Source organism: Arthrobacter sp. TmtSoilC48 (assembly GCF_059739425.1).
Genome location: NZ_AP046049.1, coordinates 1,584,412 through 1,597,900, shown reverse-complemented (window position 1 = coordinate 1,597,900; position 13,489 = coordinate 1,584,412). Strand labels below are relative to the sequence as shown.

Sequence of the window (13,489 nt, the reverse complement as noted above, 5' to 3'; positions counted from 1 at the left end):
GCCTCCTTCGGATCCACTTAGGCTTCTTTTTCAACCTAAGGCGATGGCAACAGCCCCGCACGAGTAGTCGGTACTCGACTTTTGCAGTCCTGGAAGTGGGGACTACTTGGATTCGATGCCATAGGGACCACATTCGAGTCTCCATGCACTATTGCGTCGGTGATAGAGTCTGACGGCGACAAGAGTGGGTTGGCAGCGAACTGAACGGCGTGCTTCCGCACTTTCCACATTGTCACTTGCTCACTTAAGGGGAAACGTGAAGATTCTTGTGACGGGCGCAAACGGGCGTCTCGGAATGGTGCTACGACAACAGCTTGAGAGCCGCGAGGACCTTTGCCCTGTTTATCTGATCAGTCCCCGGGCCATCCCACAGAGGGAAACGGATGTTAGGGCAGACATTTCTGATCCCAGTGAATTGAAGAAGGTGGTCCTGCTTGCTGAGCCCGACGCCATTATTCACCTTGCAGGGGTCAGTGGAGCGGCATGTGACGCCAACCTGAAACTCTCACAAGCTGTTAATGTCACAGCGATGCAAGTCCTCTGCGATGCCGCTATGAATGTGGGGACTTCTCGCATCGTTTTTTCCTCTACGGCTGCCATTTACGGTGACCGCCACAGGGAACCTGTGAGCGAAGCGCATCAAGTCGACTTGAGCGGTACGTATGCTCGGATGAAGCACGAGGCGGAGGAAATTCTTCGCAGCGCCTCAGCTGCGGCGGATCTTTCAAGTGTCGCATTGAGGATTTTCAACATCTACGGCGATGGATTTTCGGACTCGCTCGTCCACCGTTTGTTGTCTTCGACGCTTTCCAAGCCCTCACGGCTGCAGGGTCTCGACACCTTCGTTCGCGACTACGTTCACGCACCCGACGTAGCTGAGGCAATCCTGCGGTCAATCAACGTGCCCTTGCACGGCCACCTGACCCTGAACATCGGCAGTGGCGAAGCCACAAGTAACAGACAGCTCGTCCACCTTCTCAACAACCTCGGAACCATCCACTATGAAGTAGACGAGCCACGAGCTAGTTTCAGTTGTGCGGACATTAATTTGGCGGCCACAAAGCTGAACTTCTCTCCTAAAAGACTTGGTGACGTTCTCGTGGCTCCAGGACGTTAAGCCGACCGTTGCGCCCCTTTCACACCAGTTCGGTCGCCCTGCTTGAACCACGTCAAAGTTCGCTCGATTCCGGTCTGAAGATCGACAGGTGTGACGTCCGGGAACAGTTCCTTCATCAGTCGGCCATCGCTTCGTGATGCTCTGACGTCCCCCGCTCGCGACTCGTGGTGGGAGACAGTCAACTTCTGGTCCATGGCGCTTTCCAGGGCGGCGATCACCTCAAGCAAGGTTGAGTTGGACCCAAAAGCGAGGTTGACCGGACTTTCCGAGCTCAGTTGCTGTTGGCAGGCCGCAAGAAGGACTTCGCAAACAGTATCGACATACGTAAAGTCGCGAGACTGCAATCCGTCGCCGTGCACCTCAAGCGGCTCACCACGAAGTGCGGCGTCGAGGAACTTTGGGATAACGGCGGCGTACGCATGCCCGGCACGTTGACCTGGCCCGTAGACGTTAAAAAATCGGAAAGCCAGGGTCTGCATGCCGTAGGTGCGCCCATAGGCGATGGTGTAAGACTCGGCGGCAAGCTTGCTGGCCGCGTAGGGACTCACCGGACGAGTCCAGTCAGTCTCGGACTTGGGCAGGATCGGGTTGCTGCCATAAACGGAGCTGGACGAGGACATGAGAACATGCTTAACGCCGTGCAGCCTGGCTGCTTCCAGGACGTTCAAGGTACCCGTCGCGTTTGCATGGTGGCTCTGCAAGGGGCGGGCCACTGATCTGGGCACGCTGCCCAGGGCACCGAGGTGGATGACCGAGTCCACGCCTTCCATGGCAATGTGAAGTGTCGCCTCATCGAGAATGGACCCTTCGATGACATCCACGAAACATTCAGACAGGTTTTCGGCGTGTCCGGTGCTGAAGTTGTCAATAACAACGAGTTCGGCCCGCGGCTCGTGTTCGTTGATGTATCGAACCAGGTTCGACCCGATGAAACCGGCACCACCAGTGATCAAGATCTTCATACTTCAATTGCTCCTTTATCTTGCCGGTGCCTCGGAAAAGCCCAGCATCTGGTATCGGTCTCGAACAGGCCTACAAATGCTCCACTGAGGCACCTTTGAGTGCATTTTTAGTGTCAAGCACCGGTACATCCGAATTGTCCAGAATATTCAAGTCAAGGTAGTCGTGATCGGTGACCAGAAGGACCGCGTCGGATTTGCTGACCGTTTCGGCATCCAATGTTCCTCGTAGCATTTCCTTAGGCCAGTGGTGGTCTTCGACCAGGTCGTCAACCCCTAAGACAATTGCACCAAACTCTTCAAGGAGCTCCCTGATACGCAAGGAGGGCGCCTCCCTGACATCCCCTGTGTTCTTCTTGTACGCCAGCCCGACCATCAGGATCCGTGAGCCTTTCAGAGGCTTGCCGACATTGTTCAAGCTCATGAGCAGGCGGCGGACGACATAGTCCGGCATGTGGTCATTGATGTCGTTGGCAAGTTCAACGAAGCGGAAGGCATGGCCAAGCTGACGACGAACGTGCCAGGAGAGATAGCTCGGATCCACGGGCAGGCAGTGTCCTCCAACACCGGGACCCGGCACAAACTTCATATAGCCAAAGGGTTTGGTTGAGGCAGCGTCAATGGATTCCCACAGATCGATCCCCAAGGCGTGCGCATAGATCGCAAGCTCGTTAACCAAGGCAATGTTCACATGCCGGAAGGTGTTCTCCAGCAGCTTTGTCATTTCGGCTTCCCTTGGGGTTCCGACAGGAACAGTCCTTTCGACTAAGGAATCGTAGAAATCCTTGACGCGGACGAGCGATTCCGGTCCGAGTCCTGAAACGACCTTTGGCGTCTCGACGAAGCCCCACACCTTGTTGCCAGGGTCGATTCGTTCTGGACTGTAGCCCACGTAGAAATCGACATCCGCCGTTAGTCCGGAGCCGGCTTCCAAAATTGGCACAAGCAGTTCTTCGGTGGTTCCGGGGTGTGTGGTGGATTCGAGAATGACAGTGGAACCGCGTGTAATGAATTGCGCCAATGCCTTTGCCGAATCCGTGATGTAGCTCAAATCCGGAAGGCTCTCCTTAAGAGGGGTTGGCACCGTGATGATGGCGAAATCGAAACCGGCGGCGTCGGTGTAGCTGGTGGTGGGAAGGTAGCGCCCGGAGTCCAGTCTGCACCGGAGTTCGTCATTTGTGATGTCTCCAACAAACGATTCGCCATTGCTCAGGGCGACGATCCTCCGTTCATCAATGTCCAACCCGACCACGTCATAGCCGACTTCGACAGCTCTCATGGCCACGGGAAGGCCTACATAGCCCTGTCCGACTATGACTGCTTTCTTTGATTTATCCATGAGTGGATCCCTATCGGTTGTTTGCTGGAACTTTGCGGGAATTTTCGCTGGCAATCGGGCGCGCGTTGGGCTCTCGACGGCGCCGTGCACGACCTGATACGCGTGGCGGCCCTATCGAGGCTTTCCGGTGACGGGGTACCTTTGATGATCGCTGCTGCCGCCTGATAATCAACGTCCCGCATATGAGAAAAAGGCTCATGGTGGCGTAGCCAGTGACGCATGCCCATGCCGCGCCAAGGCCCCCGCTGCCGGGAATGAACAACAGCAGAAACAAACTCATCGCTGCCATGCCCACAACGCCGGTCCAACTGGAGAGCTTTATGTGCCCAGCGCCGGCCACTGCACGACTCAAAACCAGGTAGGGAGACAAAGCGATCTCGGCCAAGGCAAGCACACGGACGATGTCGACGGCTGGTGCATATTCTTGCCCAAACACCAGCGGAATGAGCCATGGCGCTGCAACGTACATCACAGCCGTATACGCCGCCGTCACTCCCGCAGCTCCGAGGACGAAGGTCAGCAGTTTCTTTCTGCCGAATTGATTCTGTGCAGCATCTCGGAAAGCGACTTGACCAACAGAATTGGATACGACCTGAATCAGGCTCGCCGGCGTTGTCGCAACGGCGTACAAGCCAACAGCGCGGGTGTCGGCTAAGGCAGCAAGAAGATATTGATCCAGACGGTAAGTTATGGACTGGCCCAGATTCATGCCCATCAGGCCGACGCCCTTGCGCAAAAGCTCTTTCGTTCCACCCGATGTCGGTTCGGTTGTTTTGAAGACAACGCCCTTGCCGATGATGCTGATGGCGATGACGCTGCGTGTTGTGAAACCGGCTGTGTAGGCAAGGAGAGCGCCGAGCAGACCGTGCCCAAAAATCCAGAAAACGATGAGGGCAGCAGCGGTGACACCGAACCCGACGCTGTTCGCCATCGATGCCCGGCTTGGGAAGCCGGTGGCGCTCAGGGCGTCCGCAGTCTGATTGGCGAAGAACGCCGCTAGCCCCAAAGGAAGCACGCCGAAAATAACTTCGTTGACGCCTAAATGCACGTCAATTGCGCCAAGCAAGAAATAGGAGACGAGGATAAGGACGACCAATTGCAAAGCGCCCAGCCATAGCGACGTTTCGGCATAGCCCCGCATCGTGACCCGTGGATCCCGGGGAAGAAGGATGCGCAGTGAAATGTTCGTACCAAGCCCACTTACGAGCGAAACGATCGTGACGGTGGTGATCAGGATCGCTAGGACCCCGCGGTCATCCGGCAGGAGCATTCTGGCCGTGATAACGCCGCACAGCAAGGCCCCGAAGAGACCGGCCACGCTCCAGGCGGTAGTCCCGAGGACCTCTTTTGCTGACCCGGAACGGGTGGCGGCAAGCAGACGTCTCAATGTACTTTGCGCCCTTTAAGCCAGCTCAGCCCTATAGCGACGAGAATGAGTGCAACCCCGCCCGTGCCCCATGCGAAGATGGGCGCAAATGAATTCCTGACGTGCATCAGCAGGAGCGAGGCGGCAACGCCGAGGAAAGCCAGGGGCACGGGGCGCGGCGGAACGATGCAGAGACGGGAAGCCAGGAATCCAGCTAGCGCCAAAGCGAGCAGTATGCCGGGGATCCCGAAATTATGGTGTCCTTCAGCAATAATCGAACCGCCGATGGGACCTACACGGTGGGCAATCTCTGCGTTCATCAGACGAAAGTCCGTTTCAGCATCATCCCTGGGCAGGCCGAGTATTCCCGCGAGCCCACGCTCCAGAGGAGCTGCGTAGGTGGCCCCCGCCATGTATGGTTCGTGTGCGGCTTCGTGCCAGCCAATAGTGGTAACAATAACCCGTGCCGAGTAGCCCATCTCCTCAATCGCCTTGATCGGCGAAGCGGACACCTCGTGAAGGGATGTGTCCCCGAGTCCTTGGCTGCGGACCTGCTGTACTGCGGAGATCGCGACCAATCCGACGAGGACGCAAACTACCATTGACGCGAATGAAGGCGTCTTCCTGCAGCGGATGAATACAGCAAGGGCCGCGATCAACGGGAAGAGAGATTCACTGCGCAACCCCATGGGCAGGGCAAGCAGCAAGAATGCGAACAAGAAGACTAAACCCGTCCGCGAGATTAGCCGAGCAGTGTCCTGTGCTATGAGTGCAGATCCAATGGTAATTCCGAAATAGATAATGCCCACGGAATTTCCGGAAGTTGCCTCCAGGTATTCGCTGTAGCTGTTGAGGAAGAACAATGGGCCGAGCTGCGTATAGCAAACGAACAACCAACTTGCAACCGCCAGTGACAGCGTCAGTCCGCCCACGTCAACAATCGCGTCCCGCATGGATCGGTCAGATGAGTGTTCCTGCAGCTCAGAGGGCCGCATCTTGGTACCGGAGTTACCGGAAAGCCATGCGACAAACCCTATCGCCGTGGCATAGCTCAACAGGCCAAGGTCGATGAGGTATGCGGCCCGGATCATGACAGGGTCGCTGTACCAACCTGTCCACGTTCCATCCAGGAATGACGCCATTCGTCCGTTGTCAAGGGCCGGGGAGACGAACAATCCCAGGTGGAAAAGGCAAAGTATCAAGAAGTACAGGAACGGAAAAGACCAAACGCCATCGGAGAGTGACTTGGCGACCAAGTAGCCCAGGCCGCACGCTAGCAGGAGCGAGATGATCGCCACCCTTTGAATCGGGGCCTGCTCGAAGACTGGTGCAAGCACTAGCAGACAGATCAGGATGGCGCTTCCGGCGTGAGCAAGTACGGCTCCGTGGAGTTTCGCTCGGGATAAGACCCCATCCGGCAGAACTGAGTGCGTAGTCTGTGTCTGGACCTTCACGCGCACCACAGCCTGCGGAAGTGGCCGACTGCGACCTCAATATCCAGTTCAGAACCGTACAACTTTCTACGGGCCAGCTCCCGGGTTTCAGGCGTTGGCCTGTCGCTTAGTGCATCGGCGATGGCATCCGCCCAAACGGATATGGCAGCTTGCAATGACAGAAGATGTATCCCTCCGACATGCTGCGCGAGGTGAACGGCGCCTGCAACATCAGATGCAATAACGGGCGTACCAGCCGCACATGCCTCTACCAGCACGCCGGGCAGTCCCTCCAATGTGGAAGTGAACAACAGAAGATCTGCAGAGGCCAGCAGATCCGGGACGTCCATGCGTTCGCCGGCATAATGAACACGGTCCGTAACACCTAATTGCTCGGTTATCGACAGCCAACGGGACCGGTTTGCTGCCGACTGGACCGCGTCAGCTCCATCTCGACCTACAAAAACCAAGGCTCCCCTCGGGTGTGCTTTGGCGTACTCACCGAAGAACCGGATGGCCCCGTCTCTATTCTTAGTGGGGATGTCAGCCCGACCTATGTGGAGAATCAATGGTTCGGCCGGGGCGATTCCGAGCTCATCGCGGATGTCAGTGGTGCCGGTGCTGGAGAACTTTTCCAGGTCGAAACCTGTCATCAAGACACGGCAACGTGGGTCATTCGCCCAATCTTTCTTCCAAGCCACCGTTAGCGTTGAGGGAGCGATTCCGATGATGTCGGTTGCGAACTGGTTAAGGAGCCAGCGCATTACCGCGTACTTTGCCCGCGCCGGCAGCGACTGTTCGGCACGGGGCCGGCCGTCGCTGCTGAAATTAGCGATCCGGATACGGGCGCCACCAAGGGTGGCCAAGGCGAGGATGAATCCAGATGCAAGATGAACGTGAGAGTGGACGACTTTGATGCGGTTGGCCCGGAGAAACCGGACGAACTTCAATGCAAACCAGGGGCTGGAGAGGCGCAAAGGGACAATCGTGGCGCCCGCCGCTCTATAGTCGCCTGCCAGGGACCCTTCTCGCCCGGTGAGTGTGACCATTGTCAGTTTCGGGCCGGTCGCAGGCAGGGCACGGGCTACTTCAAGCATCCGCATCTCGACGCCACCGCGGTCGACGGATCCGAGGATGTGGGCCACAATAGGGCCGCTCTTTTCCAGCACCGTCATGGTCTTTCCAGTGCTTTCGGCGCAGCGTCGAGTTGGCTGAAGAAGTCAATAACCCTTTGCGGGTCAAGTGAAGCGATAATTTGACGAGCATGCTCCAGGTTTGTGGCCCCCTGCTGTGTCATCCACTCATGGTTTTTCAGGGCTGAGCGGAGCAACCCGGTTATTTCTTCAACGGATCCTGACGTAAAGAGGCAATCCGGTGGAAGCAATTCCGGGATACCGCCTATGTCGGAACCAATGCAGGGCAGGCCCCGGGCCATCGCTTCAATGAGGGCTCTCGGGACACCTTCAGTGCGGGATGGCATGGCAAAAAGGTCAGCACGGTCCAGGATGTCGCGTATTTCCTCGGGCGTTTCAATGTGTCCATGGAAGGTGACATGCCTATCGATGCCCAGGTCTTTGGCCAGCTCAACAAGTACCCGATGTTTCGCGCCCCCGCCAACAAGTTCCAGGGTAATGCTGTGACCCTTGCTTAGGAGTTGGGCAGCTGCCTGAAGCAGAAGATCGTGGCCCTTGTACATCTGGTTGTGCGTTCCGACGGCGACCACGACAAGGCCCTCCCGGTCGGGGCGAGCGACTTTCGGTTGCACAGCAAGGGTGCCGTCGGTTATGGCTACTCCACTTCGAACGAGCGATGCCGCACCTGCGCGCACCGGGTATCGGCGCTGCAGTGTCCTCTCGGAGACGTAGATTGCGCCGTCGACGCTGGAAACTTGTCGCGCCACAAGTAGTTTCGCCAACCATGCCAACTTGACTCCCGGCTTACCCGCTACACCTGCCTTGAGGACGTCATAGGGATCGCCCACCACGTGCGCGAAGGTGCGGGCTCCCAAACGGCGACCCGCGCTAACGGTGATTCCGCCGATTACACCGGGGAACCGGCCCCCGTAAACAGCACTGGCGTCGGTGGAAAACCGGCGCACAAGTTTACGTATCTGCATGAACCGGGTGACCATGCCTCTTGCTCCCTGATACGAGGGGACTGCAAGGACCTTGACACCGTCGCCTTCAACCAGGCGGCCGCTGTTCCGAGGAATGTCTTCGACCCTGGCGACAACGATGACTTCGTCAAAGCTGTTCAGCCACAGCAGATGGTTCTCGTACCAGTCCTGCGAAGCATCCGAGTAAACACGGCCATCCAAGCCGCGGTGCAAACGCGCTTCCGTGGCATAGAAGACCGTTCGTTTACTGGATGTCATGGGGTGGGTCCGATCTCAGTCGCAAAAGTGATGAGTGAGGAAGTCATGGCTTATTTTTGCTTTCTTGTCATCAAGCTGCTTGTCCGAGTGTTCTTGTCGCCAGTGTAAAAGCGGTACTGGCGGCTCCAGAGCCGCTCCCTGTCAAAGTCGCGGAACACTACAGCCTGGGCATTGAGAGCAATTGCCTTGGCCTCTTCAGGGTTTACCAAGACCATGCGTAGTGCGCTTTCAAGTGCCGACGAGTCATCGATGGGCACAACCTTCCCGCATCCCGGATGTGGAATCACATCGCGGACCCCCGTGGCATCTGCTGCCACGATTGGGGTCCCGGATGCCGCTGCTTCCAGAAGTACGGTTGGAAGGCCTTCACGGCGGGACGGAAGGCACAGCAGGTCCAACGCCGCGTACACCGTCGCAGTATCGTCCAAGTTGCCCGTCCTGTGTACCCAGGGCTCATCGAACGCAGCTACTGTCGCTGGGCGTAGCGATTCGATCCCATCGTCCGGTCCCACCAGGACGAGGTGGACGTCATCCATGTGCTGTCTAAGTGACTGCATTGCGTCCATGAGCGCGTCGATGCCCTTGTCAGCTGTGATGCGGCCGACGAAGCCTACAACTTTGGCATCGGCAGGGATATCGTGGTCCGCGCGGAATGATGTGCGCAGCTCAGGGTCCTGTCCCTTGAGTTGATAGTTCTCGAGATCGATGCTGTTGGCAGAGCCCTTGCCGAAAACTGTGACGTCAGCCGTGAGTCCTGCCTGGATCATCTGCTCCTTCAGAGCATGGCCGACAGCCACGACGTCTGTGGAAAGCCTAATGATTGTCTTCTCGATGAGAAGCATCATCTGTTTGCTGGCGCCGGTCATGGTCTCGGATCGAAGCCCATAGACGCAGTAAATGCGCCGAGGCTTCTGCAGCACCCAGGAAGCGATTGCACCCAGCAGTGCAGCCTTCGGTGTGCCGTACACAATGACATCAGGCTGGAGCTCCCGGATGAGCCTAAAAATCCGCCAAAGTGCGCGCAGATCAGACAACACCGACGGGTCACGTTCAATCGGCAGGGCGTGCGACGATACGTTGTCTTGCTCGGCGAGGGAACTCAAAAGACCGGTATCGCCTGATGCAACCGCAACGCGCAATCCCCGACGCTGCAGGTAACCCATCTGGCCGCTCAACTGGGAGCTAACCGAGATGTCAGTAGTCTGGATGAAAAAAATGTCTGTCGTGGATTTCATTCTTGAGCCCGCTCCCCTGCCGACAAAGTACTTTCCCCCATGCCTAAGGATTGGCCAGCGGGCGTTTGACTGATCCGCTGGCCAAACCACAGCACCTCGGCCCTGCGGACGACGCTATCCATTTTGGGTGAGCCGAATTTCGCAAACCAATAACCAACCTTGAGCATCAAACGGCACAACGCAGGAGGCAGCTGAAGGGGTTCCTTGTGCCCGTGCTGGAGCACAACATCGCGCACGGTCAGTCCATCCCACGGTTGCACACTGACAGTCGGCACACGTTCAGGCGCCTCGCCTACGGCGCGCACGTACCCCGCTAGACCGCCAAGACTGGACACTGGTGAGGGAGCGGAACCAGGTGCGGCCACGCTGGCAAGTGGTGAACGCGCGAACCTGATCAGACTCCGCGTAGTGCTTCGGCTAGGGTCTTGAATCGACGTGGCCCGGACAATCCGGACTGTCGACGGCCCCGTGAGGGTCTGATCCATGAGCAATTGCAAGGCTCGTTCGCCTAGGGCTTTGGACTGTGAATAAGGTGAGAAGGGTTGATGATCCCACGAACCGTCAAGCACGGGCCGCCGTCCCTGCACAGCAGCACTACTTATGTGGATGTACGTCCGGACACCGGCTTGCTGTGCCGCCAGCCAGATGAGGGCTGGCAAGACCGCGTTGGCACCAAAAAGCTCCAGGCTCTGGCCGCTACCTGGGGTAGCAAGTCCAGCTGCGTTTACCACGACATCCTTGTCCGCAAATGAGGCGGCCAGCGCGGCGATCTCCTCGACGTGCTTGGAAGCTTCCGCTATGACCTCCTGAGCAGACCACTCTGGATCAGCCAGCACACGTGGGGCGACCTGCTTCAAGACGCCGTGGCCCGCAGAGGCCAGAACGTCAACGATAGCGCCGCCAACAAATCCACTGCCCCCGACCACAATCCAGTCAGCCATCGAGACGGCTCCTTCCCACGTCAGCGTGACGGTTGCTCGCCCAGCGTCGAATCGCTACCGGGGTCATGAGATACCCTGCGATAAGCACCCCGGCGATGCCCAGATATAGGACCGCAGTCCAGGGCGCTGCCTGGGCGGCAAGTATTCCCAGGGCACCTGTGGCGCAGCTGCCAGCAGCGACGATGGCGGCAACCTGGAGATGGGTCAGACCGAGGTCTTCGAGCTGATGGTAGATGTGGCTGCGGTGGGATTCATACCAACGCTGGCCTCCGGCAATTCTGGACAGCAATGTGTACGTTGCGTCTGCCAGGTAGATGGCTATTGGCCCAAGGATTGCGAGGAGCGGCGCTCCCGAGCAGAAAGCTGCAAAAGCCATGACAGAAACTGCTGCGCCGAGCAGGTAGCTGCCGCTGTCGCCAAGGAAGATCCGATTCCGCCCAAGATTCCAAGGTAAGAAGGCGGCATAAACGGCAGCAAGTACCAATCCGGCCGCAGTCAGCCAGGATTGCGACGTCAGTATTCCAATCACCGCATAAGTCCCACCGAATACGGCACCGTTCAAGCCCGAGATCCCGTCGACGCCATCCATGAAATTCGCGACATTTATGAACCCTGTTATGAACAGTCCTCCGAGCGGGATGATCCACGGTTCCGCGCCGGAAACGGCAACCACGGCCCCCGCGGTGGAAAGCCCGATCAGCAGTTGGCTTGCCACCCGATATTTGATGGAAATTCCTTTGAAGTCCTCCAGCCAGCCTGCGCCAGCCGCTGCCACGGACGCAAGAAGAACACAAATGACTAGTTTCGGGGCTTGTCCTCCCGTCATGATGACCAGACAACCGGTGATGAAGCCAACAAGGGTTGCAAGGCCAGCCCCACGAATCGCCGGGGACGAATGCGAGGAACGGGCTGATGGGACGTCAACGACTCCCAGTCGCCGCAGCAGGGGCAGGACCGCGTAGGGCGCAAGAAGGCTGGCGACCAGCCCGAGACCCGCCGCCGCGAACTCAAGCCTCACGCCGGCCCCTTCGAAACGAGTCTATTCGGTCCGGTTTCCCGGTCATCCGCAAAAAGCTGATACCACTCTTCGACGTCGAGATCTTCGGGCTTCAACTGGGCGGCCGTCGTATGGGAGATCTTGGGATGGATGGGACGCACATCTGATTCGTTGTGGCTGACCAGGACTTCATGAAGCTTCTCGCCTTCACGCAGACCGGTGTAGACGATCTCAATGTTCTTGCCGCTGGCTGCAATCATCCGCTCAGCGACGTCCTGGATCCGAACCGGCTCCCCCATGTCCAGGATCAGCACCTCTCCGGGGCTCCCGATGCCGCCCGCCTGCACGACAAGCTGGCACGCCTCGGGAATCGTCATGAAGAACCTGGTCACTTCAGGATGAGTGATGGTCAGCGGTCCACCGGCGGCAATGAGCGTCTGGAACGTCGGAAGCATGGATCCCCTGCTTCCGATGACGTTTCCGAAGCGCACCGAAAGGTATCTTCCGCCACAGCTGGCCGCAGCCCAAGCGGTGAGCTGCTCAGCAAGTCGCTTGGAGTGCCCGAGCACACTCGTCGGATCGGCGGCCTTGTCAGTCGAGATGTTGACGAAGGTCGAAACACCAGCTTCACGGGCCGCATTCAGGACGTTGAGCGTGCCGAGAACGTTGGTCTTCCAGGCCTCACCCGGGTATTGCTCCAGCATCGGCAGATGCTTGAGCGCAGCCGCATGAAACACAACCTCGGGCTGCCGCTCCCGGAAAATTTCCTCCAGTGCCAGCGGATCACGGATATCGGCGAGGACGACGTCTTTGGTATCCAGGAGTCCGTGCCCGGCGATGGATATCTGCGCGCTTTGAAGACCGGATTCATCGCGGTCCAGCATCATCAATTCGGCCGGTTCGAACCTGACGATCTGACGGCAGAGCTCAGACCCTATGGAACCGCCGGCCCCGGTCACGAGAACACGCTTGCCCTTCAGGTAGCCGGCAATGGAGGCGACCTCCGTGTCCACGGGATGCCGTCCAATGAGGTCTTCAATGGCTATGTCACGAACGTCCGCAGGCGCGGCTCTACCTTCCATGATCTCGCTTAGGGTCGGCAGTACCTTGACTTGGATGCCGCAGGCTGCTGCTGCATCGGAAATCGATCGAAGGAGTTCCGAATCAGCCCTGGCAATCGAGACGATCAGGACTTCAACCTCGGATTCATTGACAATCTGCGAAAGCCGACTGCTGTCACCCAGGACGGGGACACCCACGAGTCGAAGGTTGCGCTTCGAAGGGTCGTCATCAATGAGACCGACAGGCTGGTAACCGGAATGCGCGTCAGCGTACATATTCCGGATCAACAGCTGGCCCATGTGACCTGCTCCGTAGATGAGCGTGCGCTTCGCGTCCGTTTGGGGCTTGTGTAGGCGATCGGAATTCAGGCGGCGGAGGTAGCGCGAGGAACCCATGAGGAGGAAGGCCAAGGGCAGCGCCATGAGCGTTGCGCTGCGGGGAATCCCCAGGCTCTCGCCGAGGAAGACTACGGGGATGCCAACGAGCATTGCAACGGAAATAACGGTTACCAGCAAGGCTGCAGCTTCTTCAAAACTTGCCGACGTGTACCGACCCCGGTAAAGCCAAAATAGCCAGCCGATGAGGAGTTGGGCGAAGACCAGAGCCACGCTAACGGCCAGCAGCGGAGGCAGGCTCATCTGGCTTCCATCAAACTCGTATCGGAAG

General features: G+C 58.1%; 11 protein-coding genes. 1 reads left to right on the top strand and 10 read right to left on the bottom strand.

Features of this window, described 5'->3' with window-relative positions; genetic code table 11:
- The first annotated feature begins 256 nt into the window (after positions 1 to 256).
- Positions 257 to 1,117, top strand: coding sequence for an NAD-dependent epimerase/dehydratase family protein (locus tag AC6I97_RS07625; RefSeq protein ID WP_497944582.1), 861 nt, complete (start codon positions 257 to 259; stop codon positions 1,115 to 1,117).
- Here the strand turns inward: AC6I97_RS07625 and AC6I97_RS07620 are convergent.
- From AC6I97_RS07620 to AC6I97_RS07575, 10 genes are all read right to left on the bottom strand, one after another.
- Complete coding sequence (locus AC6I97_RS07620; RefSeq protein WP_497944581.1) at positions 1,114 to 2,079, bottom strand: NAD-dependent epimerase/dehydratase family protein; 966 nt, start codon at positions 2,077 to 2,079, stop codon at positions 1,114 to 1,116. The two genes, AC6I97_RS07625 and AC6I97_RS07620, sit on opposite strands and share 4 nt — an antisense overlap.
- A gap of 70 nt (positions 2,080 to 2,149) precedes the next feature.
- Positions 2,150 to 3,415 carry a nucleotide sugar dehydrogenase gene (locus AC6I97_RS07615; RefSeq protein WP_497944580.1) on the bottom strand — a complete coding sequence of 422 codons (1,266 nt, stop codon included), beginning with the start codon at positions 3,413 to 3,415 and terminating at the stop codon, positions 2,150 to 2,152.
- Positions 3,416 to 3,425: 10 nt separating this feature from the next.
- On the bottom strand, positions 3,426 to 4,733 hold the full coding sequence (locus AC6I97_RS07610; RefSeq protein ID WP_497944579.1) for a lipopolysaccharide biosynthesis protein: 1,308 nt from the start codon (positions 4,731 to 4,733) through the stop codon (positions 3,426 to 3,428).
- Between the two features lie 65 nt (positions 4,734 to 4,798).
- Positions 4,799 to 6,235 carry an O-antigen polysaccharide polymerase Wzy gene (gene wzy, locus AC6I97_RS07605; protein ID WP_497944578.1) on the bottom strand — a complete coding sequence of 479 codons (1,437 nt, stop codon included), beginning with the start codon at positions 6,233 to 6,235 and terminating at the stop codon, positions 4,799 to 4,801.
- Positions 6,232 to 7,389 carry a glycosyltransferase gene (locus AC6I97_RS07600; RefSeq protein WP_497944577.1) on the bottom strand — a complete coding sequence of 386 codons (1,158 nt, stop codon included), beginning with the start codon at positions 7,387 to 7,389 and terminating at the stop codon, positions 6,232 to 6,234. The genes wzy and AC6I97_RS07600 overlap by 4 nt, the downstream gene beginning before the upstream one ends.
- The gene (locus tag AC6I97_RS07595; RefSeq protein WP_497944576.1) at positions 7,386 to 8,588 is read right to left on the bottom strand and encodes a glycosyltransferase family 4 protein; all 1,203 of its coding nucleotides are present in this window, start codon (positions 8,586 to 8,588) and stop codon (positions 7,386 to 7,388) included. The genes AC6I97_RS07600 and AC6I97_RS07595 overlap by 4 nt, the downstream gene beginning before the upstream one ends.
- Before the next feature lie 50 nt (positions 8,589 to 8,638).
- The gene (locus tag AC6I97_RS07590; protein ID WP_497944575.1) at positions 8,639 to 9,823 is read right to left on the bottom strand and encodes a glycosyltransferase; all 1,185 of its coding nucleotides are present in this window, start codon (positions 9,821 to 9,823) and stop codon (positions 8,639 to 8,641) included.
- Complete coding sequence (locus AC6I97_RS07585; protein WP_497944574.1) at positions 9,820 to 10,764, bottom strand: NAD-dependent epimerase/dehydratase family protein; 945 nt, start codon at positions 10,762 to 10,764, stop codon at positions 9,820 to 9,822. Before AC6I97_RS07585 ends, AC6I97_RS07590 begins: the two co-directional genes overlap by 4 nt.
- Positions 10,757 to 11,782 carry an MraY family glycosyltransferase gene (locus AC6I97_RS07580; protein ID WP_497944573.1) on the bottom strand — a complete coding sequence of 342 codons (1,026 nt, stop codon included), beginning with the start codon at positions 11,780 to 11,782 and terminating at the stop codon, positions 10,757 to 10,759. The genes AC6I97_RS07585 and AC6I97_RS07580 overlap by 8 nt, the downstream gene beginning before the upstream one ends.
- Positions 11,779 to 13,461, bottom strand: a complete 1,683-nt coding sequence (locus AC6I97_RS07575; RefSeq protein WP_497944572.1) for a polysaccharide biosynthesis protein — start codon at positions 13,459 to 13,461, stop codon at positions 11,779 to 11,781. Before AC6I97_RS07575 ends, AC6I97_RS07580 begins: the two co-directional genes overlap by 4 nt.
- Positions 13,462 to 13,489: the final 28 nt, after the last annotated feature.

Bases quoted from the DNA above. Each gene is read 5' to 3' on its own strand.
- AC6I97_RS07620 (WP_497944581.1), bottom strand. From the start codon at position 2,079: ATGAAGATCTTGATCACTGGTGGTGCCGGTTTCATCGGGTCGAACCTG.
- AC6I97_RS07615 (WP_497944580.1), bottom strand. From the start codon at position 3,415: ATGGATAAATCAAAGAAAGCAGTCATAGTCGGACAGGGCTATGTAGGC.
- AC6I97_RS07600 (WP_497944577.1), bottom strand. From the start codon at position 7,389: ATGACGGTGCTGGAAAAGAGCGGCCCTATTGTGGCCCACATCCTCGGA.
- AC6I97_RS07595 (WP_497944576.1), bottom strand. From the start codon at position 8,588: ATGACATCCAGTAAACGAACGGTCTTCTATGCCACGGAAGCGCGTTTG.
- AC6I97_RS07590 (WP_497944575.1), bottom strand. From the start codon at position 9,823: ATGAAATCCACGACAGACATTTTTTTCATCCAGACTACTGACATCTCG.
- AC6I97_RS07585 (WP_497944574.1), bottom strand. From the start codon at position 10,764: ATGGCTGACTGGATTGTGGTCGGGGGCAGTGGATTTGTTGGCGGCGCT.
- AC6I97_RS07575 (WP_497944572.1), bottom strand. From the start codon at position 13,461: ATGAGCCTGCCTCCGCTGCTGGCCGTTAGCGTGGCTCTGGTCTTCGCC.